Source organism: Macrococcus epidermidis (assembly GCF_003259695.1).
Taxonomy (GTDB): Bacteria; Bacillota; Bacilli; order Staphylococcales; family Staphylococcaceae; genus Macrococcoides; species Macrococcoides epidermidis.
Genome location: NZ_PZJH01000002.1, coordinates 1 through 15,646, shown reverse-complemented (window position 1 = coordinate 15,646; position 15,646 = coordinate 1). Strand labels below are relative to the sequence as shown.

Genomic DNA, 15,646 nt, shown 5'->3' with positions numbered 1-15,646 from the left:
TCTACTTCCACAACATGCGTCTAGGATTCTTTTCACTCGCCATCCTCCTCTAAGCCTTCCATCAGTTCCAACACGTAATTGTGTACTGTATGCGCAATAACATCTCCTTCACCAAACGCTTCTTTTTCATCGTGTTCCATTCGTTCCTTCAACTCACGCCACCTTTTTTCAGCTCGATCAGCACGTTGTTTTTGTTGTTCGTACAGTTGTTTGTAGTCTACAACCCTACTATCATATAAACCATCAAACAAAACACCGTGGTCTATATTTTCAAAATAAATCATATATTTATCGTTAGACGTTGGTAAAATTTCTTCCACTCTGTCAATTTTGTTATTGAATTTAATGTAATCCCCAACCTTAATCATCCCTGTACCTCTTTAAAAGTATTGTAAAATTCGCCAATCGGAACTGCTCCTTTCACACAATTGCCCCATTCGTCAGTTCCAGATATATAAACGTAACGTTTAGACTTGCCTGTAATTGTATAAAAACCTCCATATTTAATATCCTCATACATAATTTGTTACCTACATTTCATCTAACCGCTTCACAACTTCATCAACAGACACAAATCCAATAGGTTCATCTATCAGCTCAAAGTGTTCATCTTTTAAATAAACAATTTTGCACATTTCCCATAGCCCTTCTTTATAACCGTATGATCCAATATTTCTAACTACCGAATAACCATCATCATCTTTTCTGAATAAATACTGACTATGATCCATACTTGATTCACGGATATGTTTATAAAATGTTTTGTGATTAGTGAATTCTTGATGATTACCAACTAATCTAATCTTGTTCATATTCTCAGAAACACCTCTAATAATTTCTGAAAAGAACTCAATACCTTTTGTTTTAAGATGTTCAATTAATACAATTGTTTTTTGTTCACTTGTTGTATACTTCTTTCTCTTCTTTCCTTGTTCAGCCCACTTGATAGCTCTATGTCGTCTTGTTCTCATTAAAATACCTCCATATTTTTTCTTCCTGCATTTAAATAATCAAAGAAATATCCATACTTCCATTTAGGTATCGCTGTTTTATTTTCTTTAAAGTATGTATATGGAATGCTTTTACGATTTAATGTATTCATCAGATCGATAAACTCTTCAATTTCTATCCTGTATAATTCATCCATATTCCTGAAAAAGATTAATATGAATGCTATACCATTCATTGCATTTACTTTCATAAGATATTCGAGTTGATGTGATTTTACTGATGAAAATGAAAAGTTAGTTTTCTGACACTCTTTTGTATCAAAAGCGATAAATTTTCCGTCATCTAATATCCCTGTAAAATCTACTGTTGATTTATGAACATATTTTGCTCCTATTAATTCCTCGCCTTTTCGCACTACCTGGGTAGGTGTTGGTATCTTATTAATCAAGGCTATCTTTCTGTGTTCATACATTTTATTTGTATTTTCTATAACTTGTTCTAACCATCTACCTCTGAAACCTTGCCTGTTATAATGCGCTACCACTATTTACATCACCTCTTTATTAAATGGTTAAAGCGGTGTATTACCGCTTTAACCGATTTCTTAATTTAATGAACATTAATGATTTTCTAACTGTTGTCCTAAAACTGAGTTTGTAATCATTTGACTTTATTGATGATTTCATATTGCGCTTTCCTTTCAGTGAAATATGGATCATCTTCGTAGTATTCAATTTCATCTGGAATAGTAGCTGTAATCCAGTATTCAACGAGTTTTAATATCAAATTTAAAACAACTAAAGATATACCTGCGAATACGAAAAATCTATCTAAGCGAGTCATCAATAATCCACCTTTCTCTTGAAAACAATGGGTCAATAAATAACTTTTTAAAATATGGCTGTCTCATAAATCCAGCCATATCATAAGCAATTGCATTCCATGTATTTCCTATAAATGTCTTTTTTCGACCGTTTCTAAAATAAACTGAAATTGTCTTTTCAATCCTTCCTTCTTCTTTTTCTATCTCACAGTTTGAAAAGTTTATAAACTGAGTGATAATCGTTGATGCGTATCTATCCATATTCCACCTCTTAAGTAGCTGTTATCCGATAACAACTACTCTTCTACTTTCAATTTCATTTGCTAAGTTATCGTTTAAGTATTGTTTGATTGTTTCTCTAGCGATGTTCTTCCAAACCCCACCATCCGCTTCAAACAATGCTGCAACAACTTCTCCGCGATTATCTTGTTTTAATCTGAAAACAAATTCTGATTCAGGTTGAATTACATCTGTAAATGTTCTGAAAGGTTTAAGTGTTACCGGATTTGGAACAACTTCTTCACCAACTGTTGCTACACCCTGTCTTACTTGTACTAATTGACTGACACCATCATCACTTTGTGTCTTGATAGCTTCCGTCTTAAGATTTCCTACTAGTTTCAATAAATTAGATCGTGTTTCAGACTCGATATATACTGATTGAAGTTGAATAATGAAATCTTCCGTACTCATAAATTCGTTAAAAGTAATTCTAGGTAATTCAGCCTCAACCTTAATTACTTCTTCTCTTTCTTGGTTTACATTCAATTTAGTTAATAGTTCAATTTCGTTGTAATTTTTAACAACAATCATATAGTTCGAGTCTTTATCATCAAAATTGCTTTGTATAAAATCAATCAATCCAGATAATGTGGCAATCTTAATCGTATTTCGTCTTGGTTGTTTGATTTTAAAAAGTTGTTTATTAGAATAAGTTTCACCATTTACCATTAATTCTCTAGCGTCTGAAGTTTCCTCTTTAATCCATTGCAATGCTTCTTTTAACATGTTTTTCATTCTCCTTTTTATTTAAATAATTGTTTTTTAGTAATTTCGGTAACTTTGTTGCTTTCTACTGGTTTTCCGTCATCTTCTCTTACAGTTCCTGTCTCATCAAAATATGTCTGGTCTTTTGCACCCGACTTTAATTCTTTTGCTTCAGGATTTCCTTTGCCGTCAATACCTGTCATCATTGTTACTGCAATAGGTGTTCTAGATTGAAGAGACGTTTTGGCTGATACATCCATAAAAAGTAGCTCTCTATTCTCTTCAGATGAAATCTTTACTTCAAGTGTCAGTTTTCTTGTTTTCTTTGGATCAGTATTTAAATCATGGATGTTATCCAGGACTTTGTTAAAAGCATCTTCAAATCTTTCTTGTACTGCACCATCTGCAATTGTTGATAAATCAATTTTTGTCATAATATTTATCCTCCTAATCGAAAAAATCGAATAATGTTGGTTGTTTCAATTCATCTATGAAATATAACTTGTTATCATTCTTAAATTTCTTGAATGTCTTTTCATCCATGCCACAAGTTCTTATATTTGGATTTTCAGATATTTTTACAATCTGATACATCGTTTCTTTCAGTGGCAATACATTGCACTGTTTTACACCTTCTCGATTAAATAACATTCCTACTTTTCTTATCATTCTTGCTTCAGCCATTTGCATTCATCCTTTGAAGTTCATCTTTATAAAATAACTTATTCATTCTTTTGAATCGCTTTGTTTCATGTTCATTCATTCCACATGCCCATATCTTTCTGCCTTTTGAAAATTTAATTATTTGAAACATGTTGTTTTTAATTCGTAATATTTCACAAATAATATCTTCGTTTTTGTCGTATAAAATACCAGGTTTTAAGTACATTTCTTAACCTCCAAATCAGAATGGCAAATCATCATCACTTATATCTATAGGTCCATCAGCATTTGCGAATGGATTTGTTGCTGGTGTCGATTGTTGCGCCTTTTTATTCTGTTGGTGGTAATCGTTTGGTGTCTTATTTTGTGTATATTCTTCATACTGACTACCATCATTTCTTGTTCCTTTTGGTTCTAGGAATTGAACTGAGTCACAAATCACTTCAGTAACGAATATTCTTCTACCTTCTTGATTGTCATAGCTACGTGACTGTAATCTGCCATCGACACCAGCAAGAGAACCTTTACTTAAAAAGTTATTGACGTTTTCAGCTTGTTTCTTGAATGTCACACAATTAATGAAATCTGCTTGTCTTTCACCCTGTGCATTAGTGAATGTTCTGTTGATTGCTAATGTGAATGTCGTTACTGATACACCAGATGGCGTTACTCTATATTCAGGATCCTTTGTTAATCTTCCGACTAATACAACTCTATTCAGCATTTGTTTCACTCCAATTAATTACTAGGTATTTATGATTAAATATGTTGAGTTCTTCTATATAAACGTTTTCAGTGCTTAACTGATATACATCTCTTACAAGTTGAGAAAATTCATCTGGTTTCAACCTTAAAACTTTTTGAATGCAATTAATGGTTGAGTGTAATTCATGATGATGTGCATTCAATGTTCCTGTTGTTGGTATACCAATTTTTGAATGGCCTTTATTGACCGCTTCAAGTATTGCTTTTTCTAGCTGTTTCATCGCACTAGGTAGATACTTTTCATAAATTTCTGTTTGCTTTGATTTGGTATAATCAATTAAATTAAAACTTTTAAATTGATTGGACATTTGAAGTTCTCCTCACTGTTCGGTAATTTATAATTTCGACAATATTCTTTGGATATTTACTGCTTAGCTTTTTAATAGCTTCATCAATGCCTTTTGCATAAATTGTGAATAAGCCATCTTCGGTAACAACGTCATTCCCTTTGTATAAATTGAATGAGATATCATAGTAATTGCATTCAGCTTTGATTTGCTTGCTAAAAAGATATATCTTGCCATTTTTAGATTTGTGCTTTATTTCTTTTCCTGCATTAAGTGCATCTATTTCTTCCTCAGTTAAAATAAATCCGTCATAAAATTTCTCACGCATGTTGTTTGTCATCCTCCCACAAAGATGACAACTCTTCTTTTACTTGCTTTCTATATGCTTCAAGTTCTTCAGGTGTCATATCATCTTCTTTTTTATCATGTTTTTGTTTTTCGTTTTTTATCCATTCAGGTGTCATTTCTTTAGGTTGATGGTTGTTGTAGTTATTTTTCTTTTGACTAGCTTTAAATTCTGCCTGTTCCCTAGTCGTTACATTTTCTGCTTCGCATCTTCTTAACACTCCCTGGATGTAACCATAATGTGTTTTGTTATTAAGCAATGCTTGTTCCATAGCATACATAACTAAATCAAATCCAAATTTCTCTAGATCATCAGATATAAAGTTCGTAACTTTAATCGCTTGATGCATGTTTATGTTTGTTTCAAAGAAGTTATATAAATTTTTGAATTGTTCATTCTCCACCACCGCCACCTTCGAGGTGTTACTTGTAGTGGTGTTATTCTTATTACTGTTATTCTTAAGACTGTTATTCTTAAGACTGTTATTCTTAGTCCCTACGTTTTGTTCCGATACAATTTGTTTGCCTACGTTTTGTTCCGGTACGATTTGTTCCGGTACATTTTGACCCGATAACACTTTCTTATCGGTATCATTTGTTACAGTAACGTTTTGACCCGATACGGATTGATGATTTATTGTGTATACATTATTACTAAATCCATTAGTAGTTCTATGTCTTTTAATTGTTAAGTAACCAGCATCTTCTAATTGTTTTCTATATTTCTTAAATCGTTTTTCGCTTATATTTAACTGGCCACATATTAGTTCAACACTTGGGTATGCTGATTCTGATGATCCAGCATAAGAAGAAAGAAATGCATAAAGTCCCTTCGCTTCAATATCAATACTTTTATCAGTCATTACGTTTTTAAAAACCAACCCATAACCGCTTATATCTGATTTGATAATATTTTTATTATTCATCTTGAACACTCCATAATCTCTTTCTATTTTCGGTACATATATCTTCAAATAGTTCTTCTAACGTTTTGTACCTATGACCAAATATGTTAGTTACTAAGCCGGTACGTGCATTTCCAAAATCAGAAATACAAACTTCCCAATCATCTCTATTCATCCATATAAACGTGTAATATGGACCCTGGACCTTATACCATTGAATGTTGAAAGCATGATTTTCTTTGAAACCATGCTTTTCAATTAGTTGTAAGTCTGTATTTTTAACGATTGGCATATGCGTCACCTCTTAGATCAGCTTCAATTTGATAAACAACTTCACTCTGTAACTGCCATGTTTCAATAAATCTGATAGCATCTTTATATTTGCCACGTGGTATACTTTGATAGTTTGGTACGCTAAATGCTGTATAAAGACTTCTGTAAAGGGCTGAATATACCTTTCTACTTATCTTGCTGATAGGTATGCCATTAAATTGGTTTTTCATTACTTCAGTAGCTTTACGTTTAATTGTTTGATGAATATGTTTTGATTCACCTGGAAAGACTGGTATTGATGTTTCTATTGCTTCAACACGTTCAACTAATTCATTGTTACCTTGTGCAATTAGTTGAATTTGTTCCTGTGTTGTTAATGGTTTTGTCTGATAGACACCTGTCCTTCTCAGTGTAGGAAGCACATCGTCAAAAACCCATTCTTCAAATTGATTAGCTGATTCTAATTTTGAATTGCTGATCAATCTATATAAATTACCTTCACTGATATACTTCTTTTCTTGTTTTCTGCCTAATGTATCGATGACGTCGTGAAACACGACCCCATGTTCTTTTACGTGACGTTTGATGGCATCACGTGGATTTGAATATCCTAATTTAAGTGCTACATCTGTTGCTGGGAAAAATACTTTTCCATCTTTCTCTAAAACTTGTAATGATCCGAATTGTTCATTATCAAATATTTTTAATTCGCTCATGCTATCGCTCCTTTATTTGTTATAATTTTCTTAATCTTATTAAGAAAGGTGGTGAATAATATGAAAATGTCAGACTCACAGTTTCAAAAGTTATTCAAAGAAATTACAGACAAAAACTTCAAAATGGCTATTAAGGAAATTGAAGAAAATTTTGATGTATTAATTAATTCTGAAGTTGCTAAGTCATTAAATCTAAGCAAAGAGCAAAAACAATTCTTTTTACATTTAACTTTAGTGTCTGCAAAAACAACTAATGAAACTGCAGCTTATTCAGCTTTGCAAATACTTGAAAAACTTACTAATCAAGCTGATACAAATTAAATCTATCTGATTTAATTAACTTTTCGACAAAAGATTGATCTACTGAAATTTTGTTGACTATTTCATTTTCTTTAGCAGCTCTCTTAATCTCTTCCGCCAAGAGGTAGATTAAGAGGGCTATTTTTAGATATTTAATCATTTATTTTCACCGCCCTTCGTGATACAATATATGTATCAAATATTTTTAATTCGCTCATGCCGCTTCTATTTCTATAGATGCGGCTTTTTATTTGATGTAATACTCGATATAAAACTTATCTGTTTCTTCACAAAAATAAGAATCAACATAGATCAACTTGTTATTTGATTTACATTTAATGACCTCTGCCATCCAAATGCCTTTCTCATACCAGTCAAATACATCTTTCTGTAGTTTCTTCTCAGGCTTAATTAATTTGATGATTTCTTTTAGCACGTTTCTTTCCCACCTCGTAATTTGCATACAAACTTAAGTTACTGATACCAGCAACGATACATGCTAAAAATGTTGTGCTTCCTTCATCCATTTGTGTAAAAGATGAATATATTAACGCAAATGATAGTGACGATAATGTAATTACTATTCCTACAATAATCGTTATAATTAATCTCATTGTTCATTCTCCTTTTTAAATATTGCTTCCAAGTCTCCCGTCTTAAAAACCATATTCTTTCATAATTGCTATACATATTTTTTCAGCCTCTTTAGTAAGCCACCAAGACTTCCGTTTAGATTTTGAAATCTCAATGGCTTTCATTCGAGGATCATTTGCTATTTTTTCATAAAAGAAATCTTTGCTTATACAAAGGCGTTCCTGGATTTCCTTTGCATCAATTGTCCAATCTCCTCTAGGCAATCACCACACCTCCAAATACCAAAACGTTCAAATTATTGAACTTTAGGTTTAAAAAAATATTGATGTATTTCACGCTTTGGTATAGATAATAGTTCAATTGCTTTGAACATATCAGCATCTCGCCAACTTACTTTATTGTTTAACTTTAATGATAGGCTACGTTCAGACATCTTCATAGCAACTGCAAAATTAAATTGTGTACCATACTTCTCAACTATACGACCATTTAACATAGAATAATCAAACTCCAAAACTACACCTCCATTCGTTCAAATATTTGAACTACATTCATAGTACACAATAATTTAAATCAAGTCAATTAAAATAGTTAAAAATTTTGAACATTGTTATTGAACTTTTATTCAAGACGTTGTATCATAAATTATATGATACTTCAGGAGGAAAATAATATGACATTAACATCTGAAAGATTAAAAGAAATTATGAGAGAGCGTAATTTAAAACAGATAGATATTTTAAATAAAAGTGAAAAATATCAAAAATCGCTTGGAATTAAAATGTCTAAAAGTCATCTTTCTCAATATGTTAACGGTAAATCTTCACCAGATCAGCACAAGTTATTTTTGTTAAGTAAAACATTAGGTGTATCAGAAGCTTGGTTAATGGGTTATGATGTTCCGAAACATAATAATCAAAATGATACAACGGATAAGACAAATGAAAATAGATCTACTAAGTCAAATATAGAAACTATTGCTGCACATATTGATGATGATGTTACTGAAGAACAAATGAAAGATATTATAAAATATATTGAGTTCATTAAATCTAATAAATTTTAATAAGCGATTAGCGTAAGGGGGTTGATAACAATCAATGCTTATGAAAATTTATGCAGATTAGCACCGAAATGCAGAATAATAGAGAGAGATGACATGCCATATGGTTTATCTGGTCTATATTTAGGAAATCCAAATGTAATTTTGATAAAGAAAAAACTACCCTATAAAAAAAGTGTAGAGGTATTATCAGAAGAGATAGGTCATTATTTTACTAGTGCTGGTGATATTACTGATTATAAGAAGAATGCAAAACAAGAGGCCCAGGCAAGAAGAAAAGGATATGAACTTATAGTAAATTTCGATTCATTAATAGAAGCTTGGAAGTTTGGAATACATAATTTATATGGAATGGCTGAATACTTTGAAGTTAGTCAAGATTTTATTATGAAATCTATTGACCATTTAAAACAAAAATATGGTTTAGTTGTTATGCATAACAATTATCGAATTTTACTAGATCCACTCAATATCACTCAGTTCCATGAGGTATATTAATTGAATTTTACTAACCAATTATAATCGACTAACGAATTATTCCAAAGTCATTATTATAAAAAATACAAAGGGGAAATTATTTTATGGCAAAAAAAGAGGAAGTTTATTATGATGCACAAGGAAATCCGGTTGTTTTTAAAAAGAAAAAAAATCCATTTTTATTCGGTTGTTTAGGATTAGTTTTATTGATGTTTTTAATTGGCGCTTGTTCTGCTATATTTTTGCCTACTAGTAATGAACTCACCGAAGAAGATAAAGAAGTAGTAGAGGATATTGTTCCTTCAGAGGATGACACTACTGAAAGTGATGATACAACTGCTGATGAAGATACTGCTTTTGAGGAAGATGGAGCTAACGAAGAAGATATGACAGTTGAAGAAGATATAACTACTGAAGAAATTACAGCTAAAGATTCAAATTCAGAAAAAATATCTACAAAAGATGATACTAATATAACTAGAGAACACGTTGCGGCATTAGCTGCTGCTCAAAACTATATAGATATAATGCCATTTTCAAAAGCTGGATTATATGATCAGTTAACTTCCGATGCAGGTAATGCTTTTCCACCAGAAGCAGCTCAATACGCAATTGATAATGTAGAAGCAGATTTTAAAGAGGAAGCTGTAGAAGCTGCAAATAGTTATAATGAAACATTACCAATGTCTGATCAAGAATTACTGCAACAACTAACATCCGAAGCAGGAAGTAAGTTCACGCAAGAAGAAGCTCAATACGCTTTACAACATATGGATAAATAACTATTTAAAAAGGCATAATGCCTTTTTATTTCATCTAATAACGGAACGTATGTTCTAAAGGAGGATAAAATGAAACATATTACAAAATGGGAAATAGAAGAATTTAGCTCACCGAGTCTTTATTTACATACAGATGAAAAAACTATCTCTTTAGTTAAACCACACAACAACGGAACATTTGATGTGATGGCATCATTAGAATACGAATACAAAGATAATGGAACATTAATTATCAATTCAAGTGATGTTTACCTCTGGAAGTTAGATGCTGATATTGAGAGAGAAGTCCTGACGTTGGATTTAAAAAATCCTGAATTGAATAAATTATGGAAATAGAAAACACATAGCATTTTAGCTATGTGCTGTGGAGGAATATATGTTTAAAAATCCTAAGAATTCAAGTAATTCGAAAACAAAAAATAATCATAGAAATTTACCACCGGGTAAAGACCCATTAAATGAAAATATCGAAAAAAGACATGATCCATACAGAGACTATAACAATCAACGTAATAGGAATCACGAATTAAAACAACCAGATAAAGATGACTTTCAATTTTTATTTGGTGATGGAGATTGATTTTCATTTAATCTTGTTACCTTTAATATCATATCGTTTTTGCTTGAATAATAAGTAAGCGTTGAATCAATCCTGTCACTAACACCTGGTTTTTCTTTTTTTAAGTTTACTGATTCTATTAATACATTTACATTATTTTCTTTGTCTATCTCGTAATTTTTCAATAAACCTTTTTCAATAAGTGTATGGTCTTCATTAGATTTAAACAATTCAACATAGTTAATAAATTTATTATTATCTAGGACTGTATCTATCAACAGTTCATCAACAATTTTAGACTTACCTAAAACATTACGATCATAATTTGTAGATTTTCTAAACATTTTTATTGATAGTGGATATATAAAATTATTTAGAAACCATACTAAAATTATCGTCCAAAAAAGGGAAATTAATATCGAGAAAATATTAATATTTTTAAAAAGTTTAGTTAAATTATACTCATGATTATAAATGCTAAAAATTAATACAAATAATAACATTGTAATTACACTAAACATTGAAAGATATAATTTTTTAGTTTCTTCATTTTCATTACCTAAAAGGGATAATCTGCTTAAATTAATATATGTGTACAATCCCATTATACCAGAAGATAGTAAGAATATTAAAATTGACAATACACACACTCCCATTCTTGGCGAAAAGCCATTTTTAATTTAATTATATCAGAACATATGTTTCGTTTAAAGGAGGTGATATTGACTGACCGACTTCCAAGTCTCCCGCTTATTAAGGAGGTTATTATGTCAGTAAAATATATAAAATCAAAAAAATATGATGACGTGTACAGTTATACAACGTCATCAGGTAAAAAATTATATTGTTTCCGCTTCAAATATTATCGTAACGGAAAACGAAAAGAATTACAACGCAGTGGTTTTATTACTGAGAAATCAGCATATAAAGAAATGTTATTAAGAAAGTTTGAATTAGAATCATCTGACTTTTCAAAGTTAGATTCGGATAAAATTCCTTTTGCTAAAGCTGCTGAATTATATTATCAAAATAAACTATCATATTGGTCCGAAAATACCAGGAAGAGAAATAGAGGAACATTAGATAATCATTTACTACCTATATTAGGTCATATTAAATTGAATGATATTACCTCAGATTTAGTTCAAAATAGTCTAATTAACGTAAAATTAGCTGAATTATCACCAAAAACGGTACAGAATTTATATGAAACTTTATCAGCAATAATTAATTATTCAGTGCGAAATGATTTGTTAATTAAAAACAGATTATCTCACAATATTTTTATACCTACAGATGATAAGCAAGTAATTTTTTATGATCAGAAAACATTAAAAAGTATTTTAGATAAATCTGAGGAATTAAATATTACTTATGAACTTATCATCAAAACATTAGCATACACTGGAATGCGTATAAGTGAATTGTTAGGGTTAAGATGGACTGATGTAAACTTTAATGAGCATACTATTTCAATATTACGGACTAGAAAAAATATCGACACTGAAAAGAAAACTAAAACTAAAAATTCTGTTCGTACAATTTATGTAGACCCTATGATCACCGATTTATTAAAAGAATATTATCTTTACGTATATGACAAAGCCTTTGAAAAAGATATAAAGATAGATATTAATGGCTATATCTTCTTAGGAATCAATACATTACAACCAATCAGTAAGACAGTAATCACTAATATGATGAATGCAGTTGGTAAAGATTTAAAAATAAAGATACATCCACATGCTTTCAGACATACGCATGCTACTCTCTTATTAAACGCAGGAGAAACATATCATTATATTGCTGAACGATTAGGTAATACCCCTAGAATGATTGAAGAAACTTATGGTCACCATGTTAATCCAGGTAAACGAAAAGTTGCAAATGCATTCTCAGATATAATGAAAAACGAAGTGTCGGAAGAAGTGTCGGAAGTAATTCAATTTAACGCTAAGACATCTTGATACTACTATGGTTTACCCATAAAGTTGCATACTTTGTGTACAAGTACATGTGTTCGCGTGGATAAAATACAGACAAATTGATAAAAATAAATGCTTAATTTTATATGTAAGTGGTATATATATTTTAGAAATTTTATTCAATCAGACACCATCATATTTTAAGGGGTATATATATGTATCGTTTTCCACGTAGTTGTTTAGGAAGTATTATTCTATCGGTTATTCTTTCAATCATTTTAACTGTACTATTAAATGGTTGCGTCGCTATAATGCATTAAAAAGAGGACAAAGTTTTCACTTTGTCCTTTATTTTAATTCAATATTTGATCTTCCATTTAAATTCATTCCAGCAAACTCAGATTTAATATACTGATAATATGCTGCTGCACCAATCATCGCTGCGTTATCTGTACATAATTCAAAGCGAGGTATCATCAATTTAATATTCTTTTCTGCACATAGCTGCGTCATACGTTCACGTAATCCTTTATTTGCCGCTACACCACCACAAATCAGTAATTGTTTAATATTATATTCAGCTAATGCATCAAATGTTTTCTCTGATAACACATCAATGACACTCGCCTGAAAGCTTGCTGCCACATCTTCTGCTTTATAGCTTTCACCTTTTTGATTCTTATTATGCAATGTATTAATTACGGCACTTTTTAAACCGCTGAAACTAAAATCATAGCCTTCTAAAATTGGACGTGGTAATTTTAAATTATCCTCACCAATGGCGGCTAATCTATCAACATGAGGTCCTCCCGGATAAGGTAGATTAATAGTTCTAGCTACTTTATCGTACGCTTCACCGACAGCATCATCACGTGTCTGTCCAATCATTTCAAAGTCCATATGGTCTTTCATAACAACCAGTTCTGTATGACCTCCTGACACCACTAAAGCTAATAACGGAAAAGCTAATCGTTCTTCAATATGATTCGCATAAACATGCCCTGCGATATGATGTACAGGTATTAACGGTTTGTTATGCGCTAGCGCTAATGCTTTTGCTGCGTTGATGCCTACAAGCAATGCACCGATTAGACCTGGTCCTTCTGTCACTGCAACGGCATCAATGTCATTCCAACTAAGATTCGCTTCATCAATTGCTTCTTCAATAACGATTGTAATATTTTCTACATGATGTCTGCTTGCTACTTCTGGTACAACGCCACCAAATCGTTTATGAGATTCTATTTGACTGTTAACGACGTTGCTCAGCACCTCATATCCATTTCTTACAATACTCACTGCAGTTTCATCACAACTTGTTTCTATTGCTAATATTGTTACATCGCTCATTTTAATTTCACCCACATAACTTTCGCATCCTGATTCGGACCATAATAGTCACGTCTAACTCCACCATATGTAAAACCGAATGATTCATACAAACGACGAGCCGTTAAGTTCTCTTCTCTCACTTCCAGACTCATCATTTCACAAGTAAGACGTGCATAATTCATAACATACTCTAATAATAACTTACCATATCCTTTGCCACGCATTGCTTCATCTATTGCAACCGTAGTAATTTGTGCCTGATCAATAACTATCCACATACCGAGATATCCTATTACTTTATTATCCTGCAACATCGTAAAATAATGCGCAAACTCATTTTTTTCGAGTTCATGATAAAAAGCATCTAAATTCCATGAACCTGATGGAAACGCTTTTTGTTCTATCTCATATATTGCCGGAACATCTTCAAGCAACATCTTTCTAATTGTTAAGCCTGATTGTTCTGCCAATTACGCTCAGCCTCTGATATTCTCAAATACGTAGGTTCAAACGTATGTGCATTGACTAAATACGATTCATTAATGAGTCTTCTCATTTCAGCACTGCGAGGAATACAATAGTAAGATGGACCTTTTAACTGTTCTGCCAGTTTCTCAGCATCCATTCCAATAAATAGATACGGTAAATGTTGTTCTTTTAATTTTTGATTTAATTCATCAATTGATATATACGTATCATCTTCAACAAGTTCTAATTTAACACCCTTGTATCGATATATGCCCGCATATACGTGGTTACGTCGGGCATCAATAACAGGTATCAATAAAAATTCATGCATTCTCACAGTTGCAGCAATGGCAGCTAAACTAGATACTGCATATAAGGGAATATTTAAAGTATAAGCAAGTGTCTTTGCAGCTGTAACACCTATACGTAACCCTGTATATGAACCTGGTCCTTTTGCCACTACAATGCCTTCAATATCTTTCATTTCAAGTTTTGTATATTCTAAAAGAGATTCAATCTGAGACATCATTGTAATTGAATGGTTGATTCTCATGCCACTATTAAATTCTGCTAACACTTCATTACCTTCAGTAATAGCAACAGATAACGGTTGATTACTCGTATCGATATGTAGTAGTCTCATACTCAATTTGCTCCTTTAAATTTGCTGAACGATTACCATGTGACGAAAGTTTAAATAAACGTCTCGTATCATCAATACGCTCTATTTCAATTTGCAGATAATCATCAGGCAGAAAGTCAGCAATCATTTGTGGCCACTCTACTAAAGTAACACCATCACCATAAAAATAATCATCAAATCCTAAATCATCTTCCGCACCTACTAAACGGTAACAATCCATATGATGAAACGGGATGCGCGCTTCATAAGATTTAATGATATTAAACGTTGGAGAACTGATAACAGATGCTACACCTAACGCCTGTCCAAAATATTGACTAAATGTTGTTTTACCCACTCCAAGATCACCTTTTAACAAAATAACTGTTTGTGGCTTTGAAAATTGGGCAATTGTTGTAGCAAGTTTTTGCGTTTCTTCTATTGAATTAATTAGTAATTCCATTTTCTTCACCTATTTTTCAAATATATATTATTGTATCATGAAATGTTTGTATTAATGTAATTGATTGATGGATAATAATACTTCTTTTGTTTGATGAGTTGGCTGCATTGTTGTGTTGCAGCCAACTCACTTTAAATACTATGATTAGAAATCGTGCGAGTGGGCGAAATAGTTATTATTTCGCCCACTCATATAAACATATGATTAAATATATAAACAAAAAAGAGACCCCGAAGGATCTCTTATGAATTGCCCGGCAACGTCCTACTCTCGCGGATCGTAAGACCAACTACCATCGGCGCTAGAGAGCTTAACTTCTGTGTTCGGTATGGGAACAGGTGTGACC

The 15,646-nt window shown here is 31.8% G+C and carries 31 protein-coding genes and 1 rRNA gene; 7 read left to right on the top strand and 25 right to left on the bottom strand.

Going from position 1 to position 15,646, the window contains the following annotated elements; genetic code table 11:
• Positions 1–32: 32 nt before the first annotated feature.
• The 15 genes from BHU61_RS06660 to BHU61_RS13370 all read right to left on the bottom strand — a co-directional run bounded on the left by BHU61_RS06660 (position 33) and on the right by BHU61_RS13370 (position 6,715).
• A complete protein-coding gene (locus tag BHU61_RS06660; RefSeq protein ID WP_111715590.1) occupies positions 33–368 on the bottom strand; it encodes a hypothetical protein in 336 nt (111 codons plus the stop codon).
• Positions 369–530: 162 nt separating this feature from the next.
• The gene (locus BHU61_RS06655; RefSeq protein WP_111715589.1) at positions 531–971 is read right to left on the bottom strand and encodes a hypothetical protein; all 441 of its coding nucleotides are present in this window, start codon (positions 969–971) and stop codon (positions 531–533) included.
• The gene (locus BHU61_RS06650) at positions 971–1,495 is read right to left on the bottom strand and encodes a Holliday junction resolvase RecU (protein WP_111715587.1); all 525 of its coding nucleotides are present in this window, start codon (positions 1,493–1,495) and stop codon (positions 971–973) included. Before BHU61_RS06650 ends, BHU61_RS06655 begins: the two co-directional genes overlap by 1 nt.
• 116 nt (positions 1,496–1,611) lie before the next feature.
• Positions 1,612–1,794 carry a hypothetical protein gene (locus BHU61_RS06645; RefSeq protein WP_111715586.1) on the bottom strand — a complete coding sequence of 61 codons (183 nt, stop codon included), beginning with the start codon at positions 1,792–1,794 and terminating at the stop codon, positions 1,612–1,614.
• Entirely contained in the window at positions 1,778–2,035 is a 258-nt protein-coding gene (locus BHU61_RS06640; protein WP_111715584.1) for a hypothetical protein, read from the bottom strand. Before BHU61_RS06640 ends, BHU61_RS06645 begins: the two co-directional genes overlap by 17 nt.
• A gap of 21 nt (positions 2,036–2,056) precedes the next feature.
• Complete coding sequence (locus BHU61_RS06635) at positions 2,057–2,782, bottom strand: hypothetical protein (RefSeq protein WP_111715583.1); 726 nt, start codon at positions 2,780–2,782, stop codon at positions 2,057–2,059.
• 17 nt (positions 2,783–2,799) lie between these two features.
• A complete protein-coding gene (locus tag BHU61_RS06630; RefSeq protein ID WP_111715581.1) occupies positions 2,800–3,195 on the bottom strand; it encodes a hypothetical protein in 396 nt (131 codons plus the stop codon).
• Between the two features lie 13 nt (positions 3,196–3,208).
• The gene (locus BHU61_RS06625) at positions 3,209–3,445 is read right to left on the bottom strand and encodes a hypothetical protein (protein WP_111715579.1); all 237 of its coding nucleotides are present in this window, start codon (positions 3,443–3,445) and stop codon (positions 3,209–3,211) included.
• Positions 3,438–3,650, bottom strand: a complete 213-nt coding sequence (locus BHU61_RS06620; protein ID WP_111715578.1) for a hypothetical protein — start codon at positions 3,648–3,650, stop codon at positions 3,438–3,440. Before BHU61_RS06620 ends, BHU61_RS06625 begins: the two co-directional genes overlap by 8 nt.
• Before the next feature lie 15 nt (positions 3,651–3,665).
• Complete coding sequence (gene ssb / locus BHU61_RS06615) at positions 3,666–4,148, bottom strand: single-stranded DNA-binding protein (protein WP_111715576.1); 483 nt, start codon at positions 4,146–4,148, stop codon at positions 3,666–3,668.
• Positions 4,138–4,497, bottom strand: coding sequence for a hypothetical protein (locus tag BHU61_RS06610; RefSeq protein WP_111715575.1), 360 nt, complete (start codon positions 4,495–4,497; stop codon positions 4,138–4,140). Before BHU61_RS06610 ends, ssb begins: the two co-directional genes overlap by 11 nt.
• Positions 4,481–4,804, bottom strand: a complete 324-nt coding sequence (locus BHU61_RS06605; RefSeq protein WP_111715573.1) for a hypothetical protein — start codon at positions 4,802–4,804, stop codon at positions 4,481–4,483. The genes BHU61_RS06610 and BHU61_RS06605 overlap by 17 nt, the downstream gene beginning before the upstream one ends.
• On the bottom strand, positions 4,797–5,747 hold the full coding sequence (locus tag BHU61_RS06600) for a DnaD domain protein (RefSeq protein ID WP_111715572.1): 951 nt from the start codon (positions 5,745–5,747) through the stop codon (positions 4,797–4,799). Before BHU61_RS06600 ends, BHU61_RS06605 begins: the two co-directional genes overlap by 8 nt.
• Entirely contained in the window at positions 5,740–6,018 is a 279-nt protein-coding gene (locus BHU61_RS06595; protein ID WP_111715570.1) for a hypothetical protein, read from the bottom strand. The genes BHU61_RS06600 and BHU61_RS06595 overlap by 8 nt, the downstream gene beginning before the upstream one ends.
• On the bottom strand, positions 6,005–6,715 hold the full coding sequence (locus tag BHU61_RS13370) for a BRO family protein (RefSeq protein ID WP_170122484.1): 711 nt from the start codon (positions 6,713–6,715) through the stop codon (positions 6,005–6,007). The genes BHU61_RS06595 and BHU61_RS13370 overlap by 14 nt, the downstream gene beginning before the upstream one ends.
• Positions 6,716–6,775: 60 nt before the next feature.
• Here BHU61_RS13370 and BHU61_RS06585 point away from each other — a divergent pair, with 60 nt between their 5' ends.
• Positions 6,776–7,036, top strand: coding sequence for a hypothetical protein (locus tag BHU61_RS06585; protein ID WP_111715569.1), 261 nt, complete (start codon positions 6,776–6,778; stop codon positions 7,034–7,036).
• A 226-nt stretch (positions 7,037–7,262) separates the two neighbouring features.
• Here the strand turns inward: BHU61_RS06585 and BHU61_RS06580 are convergent, their stop codons facing one another.
• From BHU61_RS06580 to BHU61_RS06565, 4 genes are read right to left on the bottom strand one after another with little or no spacing between them, the layout of a single operon-like run.
• Positions 7,263–7,451: a hypothetical protein gene (locus tag BHU61_RS06580; RefSeq protein ID WP_111715567.1), complete on the bottom strand. Its 189-nt coding sequence runs from the start codon at positions 7,449–7,451 to the stop codon at positions 7,263–7,265.
• Positions 7,423–7,629, bottom strand: coding sequence for a hypothetical protein (locus BHU61_RS06575; protein ID WP_111715565.1), 207 nt, complete (start codon positions 7,627–7,629; stop codon positions 7,423–7,425). The genes BHU61_RS06580 and BHU61_RS06575 overlap by 29 nt, the downstream gene beginning before the upstream one ends.
• Positions 7,630–7,671: 42 nt before the next feature.
• Positions 7,672–7,872 carry a hypothetical protein gene (locus tag BHU61_RS06570; protein WP_111715563.1) on the bottom strand — a complete coding sequence of 67 codons (201 nt, stop codon included), beginning with the start codon at positions 7,870–7,872 and terminating at the stop codon, positions 7,672–7,674.
• A gap of 32 nt (positions 7,873–7,904) precedes the next feature.
• A complete protein-coding gene (locus BHU61_RS06565; RefSeq protein WP_111715562.1) occupies positions 7,905–8,123 on the bottom strand; it encodes a DUF739 family protein in 219 nt (72 codons plus the stop codon).
• A gap of 159 nt (positions 8,124–8,282) precedes the next feature.
• Between BHU61_RS06565 and BHU61_RS06560 the strand changes: the two genes are divergently transcribed.
• From BHU61_RS06560 to BHU61_RS06540, 5 genes are all read left to right on the top strand, one after another.
• Positions 8,283–8,675: a helix-turn-helix domain-containing protein gene (locus tag BHU61_RS06560; protein WP_111715560.1), complete on the top strand. Its 393-nt coding sequence runs from the start codon at positions 8,283–8,285 to the stop codon at positions 8,673–8,675.
• A 21-nt stretch (positions 8,676–8,696) separates the two neighbouring features.
• Positions 8,697–9,170, top strand: a complete 474-nt coding sequence (locus BHU61_RS06555) for an ImmA/IrrE family metallo-endopeptidase (RefSeq protein ID WP_338066917.1) — start codon at positions 8,697–8,699, stop codon at positions 9,168–9,170.
• A gap of 83 nt (positions 9,171–9,253) precedes the next feature.
• The gene (locus BHU61_RS13550) at positions 9,254–9,931 is read left to right on the top strand and encodes an Ltp family lipoprotein (RefSeq protein WP_242444228.1); all 678 of its coding nucleotides are present in this window, start codon (positions 9,254–9,256) and stop codon (positions 9,929–9,931) included.
• 69 nt (positions 9,932–10,000) lie between these two features.
• Positions 10,001–10,267 (top strand): hypothetical protein, encoded by a 267-nt coding sequence (locus BHU61_RS06545; protein WP_111715557.1) that lies wholly within the window; start codon positions 10,001–10,003, stop codon positions 10,265–10,267.
• A gap of 40 nt (positions 10,268–10,307) precedes the next feature.
• A complete protein-coding gene (locus BHU61_RS06540; RefSeq protein ID WP_111715555.1) occupies positions 10,308–10,511 on the top strand; it encodes a hypothetical protein in 204 nt (67 codons plus the stop codon).
• On the opposite strand, the gene BHU61_RS06535 is transcribed toward BHU61_RS06540, so the two are convergent.
• The gene (locus tag BHU61_RS06535) at positions 10,484–11,131 is read right to left on the bottom strand and encodes a hypothetical protein (protein ID WP_111715554.1); all 648 of its coding nucleotides are present in this window, start codon (positions 11,129–11,131) and stop codon (positions 10,484–10,486) included. The two genes, BHU61_RS06540 and BHU61_RS06535, sit on opposite strands and share 28 nt — an antisense overlap.
• A 126-nt stretch (positions 11,132–11,257) precedes the next feature.
• On the opposite strand from BHU61_RS06535, the gene BHU61_RS06530 reads away from it, so the two are divergent.
• Positions 11,258–12,457, top strand: coding sequence for a tyrosine-type recombinase/integrase (locus BHU61_RS06530; RefSeq protein WP_170122483.1), 1,200 nt, complete (start codon positions 11,258–11,260; stop codon positions 12,455–12,457).
• Positions 12,458–12,763: 306 nt separating this feature from the next.
• Here BHU61_RS06530 and tsaD read toward each other — a convergent pair whose 3' ends face one another.
• From tsaD to rrf, 5 genes are all read right to left on the bottom strand, one after another.
• Positions 12,764–13,765 (bottom strand): tRNA (adenosine(37)-N6)-threonylcarbamoyltransferase complex transferase subunit TsaD, encoded by a 1,002-nt coding sequence (tsaD, locus tag BHU61_RS06525; protein ID WP_111715551.1) that lies wholly within the window; start codon positions 13,763–13,765, stop codon positions 12,764–12,766.
• On the bottom strand, positions 13,762–14,184 hold the full coding sequence (rimI, locus tag BHU61_RS06520) for a ribosomal protein S18-alanine N-acetyltransferase (protein WP_170122502.1): 423 nt from the start codon (positions 14,182–14,184) through the stop codon (positions 13,762–13,764). The genes tsaD and rimI overlap by 4 nt, the downstream gene beginning before the upstream one ends.
• Before the next feature lie 11 nt (positions 14,185–14,195).
• Positions 14,196–14,858, bottom strand: a complete 663-nt coding sequence (tsaB, locus tag BHU61_RS06515; protein ID WP_111715549.1) for a tRNA (adenosine(37)-N6)-threonylcarbamoyltransferase complex dimerization subunit type 1 TsaB — start codon at positions 14,856–14,858, stop codon at positions 14,196–14,198.
• The gene (gene tsaE, locus BHU61_RS06510; protein WP_111715548.1) at positions 14,830–15,300 is read right to left on the bottom strand and encodes a tRNA (adenosine(37)-N6)-threonylcarbamoyltransferase complex ATPase subunit type 1 TsaE; all 471 of its coding nucleotides are present in this window, start codon (positions 15,298–15,300) and stop codon (positions 14,830–14,832) included. The genes tsaB and tsaE overlap by 29 nt, the downstream gene beginning before the upstream one ends.
• A gap of 251 nt (positions 15,301–15,551) precedes the next feature.
• Positions 15,552–15,646: ribosomal RNA gene (gene rrf / locus BHU61_RS06505) — 5S ribosomal RNA — on the bottom strand; the annotation flags it as partial.

Excerpts from the sequence above, each read along its gene's own strand:
- BHU61_RS06530 (WP_170122483.1), top strand. The coding sequence starts at position 11,258 with ATGTCAGTAAAATATATAAAATCAAAAAAATATGATGACGTGTACAGT.
- BHU61_RS06640 (WP_111715584.1), bottom strand. The coding sequence starts at position 2,035 with ATGGATAGATACGCATCAACGATTATCACTCAGTTTATAAACTTTTCA.
- BHU61_RS06600 (WP_111715572.1), bottom strand. The coding sequence starts at position 5,747 with ATGAATAATAAAAATATTATCAAATCAGATATAAGCGGTTATGGGTTG.
- BHU61_RS13370 (WP_170122484.1), bottom strand. The coding sequence starts at position 6,715 with ATGAGCGAATTAAAAATATTTGATAATGAACAATTCGGATCATTACAA.
- BHU61_RS06625 (WP_111715579.1), bottom strand. The coding sequence starts at position 3,445 with ATGGCTGAAGCAAGAATGATAAGAAAAGTAGGAATGTTATTTAATCGA.
- BHU61_RS06620 (WP_111715578.1), bottom strand. The coding sequence starts at position 3,650 with ATGTACTTAAAACCTGGTATTTTATACGACAAAAACGAAGATATTATT.
- BHU61_RS06540 (WP_111715555.1), top strand. The coding sequence starts at position 10,308 with ATGTTTAAAAATCCTAAGAATTCAAGTAATTCGAAAACAAAAAATAAT.
- BHU61_RS06660 (WP_111715590.1), bottom strand. The coding sequence starts at position 368 with ATGATTAAGGTTGGGGATTACATTAAATTCAATAACAAAATTGACAGA.
- BHU61_RS13550 (WP_242444228.1), top strand. The coding sequence starts at position 9,254 with ATGGCAAAAAAAGAGGAAGTTTATTATGATGCACAAGGAAATCCGGTT.
- ssb (WP_111715576.1), bottom strand. The coding sequence starts at position 4,148 with ATGCTGAATAGAGTTGTATTAGTCGGAAGATTAACAAAGGATCCTGAA.
- BHU61_RS06595 (WP_111715570.1), bottom strand. The coding sequence starts at position 6,018 with ATGCCAATCGTTAAAAATACAGACTTACAACTAATTGAAAAGCATGGT.
- BHU61_RS06545 (WP_111715557.1), top strand. The coding sequence starts at position 10,001 with ATGAAACATATTACAAAATGGGAAATAGAAGAATTTAGCTCACCGAGT.
- tsaD (WP_111715551.1), bottom strand. The coding sequence starts at position 13,765 with ATGAGCGATGTAACAATATTAGCAATAGAAACAAGTTGTGATGAAACT.
- tsaB (WP_111715549.1), bottom strand. The coding sequence starts at position 14,858 with ATGAGACTACTACATATCGATACGAGTAATCAACCGTTATCTGTTGCT.
- rimI (WP_170122502.1), bottom strand. The coding sequence starts at position 14,184 with ATGTTGCTTGAAGATGTTCCGGCAATATATGAGATAGAACAAAAAGCG.
- BHU61_RS06610 (WP_111715575.1), bottom strand. The coding sequence starts at position 4,497 with ATGTCCAATCAATTTAAAAGTTTTAATTTAATTGATTATACCAAATCA.
- BHU61_RS06585 (WP_111715569.1), top strand. The coding sequence starts at position 6,776 with ATGAAAATGTCAGACTCACAGTTTCAAAAGTTATTCAAAGAAATTACA.
- tsaE (WP_111715548.1), bottom strand. The coding sequence starts at position 15,300 with ATGGAATTACTAATTAATTCAATAGAAGAAACGCAAAAACTTGCTACA.
- BHU61_RS06605 (WP_111715573.1), bottom strand. The coding sequence starts at position 4,804 with ATGCGTGAGAAATTTTATGACGGATTTATTTTAACTGAGGAAGAAATA.
- BHU61_RS06655 (WP_111715589.1), bottom strand. The coding sequence starts at position 971 with ATGAGAACAAGACGACATAGAGCTATCAAGTGGGCTGAACAAGGAAAG.
- BHU61_RS06575 (WP_111715565.1), bottom strand. The coding sequence starts at position 7,629 with ATGAGATTAATTATAACGATTATTGTAGGAATAGTAATTACATTATCG.
- BHU61_RS06560 (WP_111715560.1), top strand. The coding sequence starts at position 8,283 with ATGACATTAACATCTGAAAGATTAAAAGAAATTATGAGAGAGCGTAAT.
- BHU61_RS06630 (WP_111715581.1), bottom strand. The coding sequence starts at position 3,195 with ATGACAAAAATTGATTTATCAACAATTGCAGATGGTGCAGTACAAGAA.
- BHU61_RS06635 (WP_111715583.1), bottom strand. The coding sequence starts at position 2,782 with ATGTTAAAAGAAGCATTGCAATGGATTAAAGAGGAAACTTCAGACGCT.
- BHU61_RS06645 (WP_111715586.1), bottom strand. The coding sequence starts at position 1,794 with ATGACTCGCTTAGATAGATTTTTCGTATTCGCAGGTATATCTTTAGTT.